The 471-nt window shown below is 72.8% G+C and carries 1 protein-coding gene; it reads right to left on the reverse strand.

What is annotated here, in order from left to right:
- Positions 1-45: 45 nt before the first annotated feature.
- On the reverse strand, positions 46-471 hold a 426-nt coding region (locus tag UK12_RS33110), incomplete at its 5' end, for an acyl-CoA dehydrogenase family protein (RefSeq protein WP_045306917.1).

Genomic DNA, 471 nt, shown 5'->3' on the forward strand with positions numbered 1-471 from the left:
GGTCTCGGCGCCGACCGTGGGCAGCCTGCGGGGGAGCGGGGCCAGCTACGGGTCGTGGCGCAGCGCCTCGACAGCGTCGTCGGGCAGGGCGACCACCCCGGCGGCGCCCCCGTAGGTGATCGACGGGGGCTGCTCCCGAGGTGGCACCGTCGGCACCGGTTCGCCGGACCCGAACAGCAGCGGGAGGGGCAGTTCGGGGATCTCGGCGCGGATGTCGGGCAGTACGGCGAAACCGGGATCGCGCGAGAGGCGGGCGATCTCCTCGATCACCCGCCCCCAGGCGAGTTTGTCCCGTCCCTCGCCGCCGAGCTCGGTGGGCAGCGAGAACCGCATCAGCCCGAGGTCGCCGGCCTGTTCGAAGATCCGGTTGTCGAGGGGCCGGCACTCCTTGTTGCGGAAGTGCGAGCCGGGGTTGGCCAGGTCCAGGACGAAGCTCCCGAACCGTCGCCTGGCCTCGCGCCGGATCTGTTC

This window comes from Saccharothrix sp. ST-888 (assembly GCF_000955975.1).
Taxonomy (GTDB): Bacteria; Actinomycetota; Actinomycetes; order Streptomycetales; family Streptomycetaceae; genus Kitasatospora.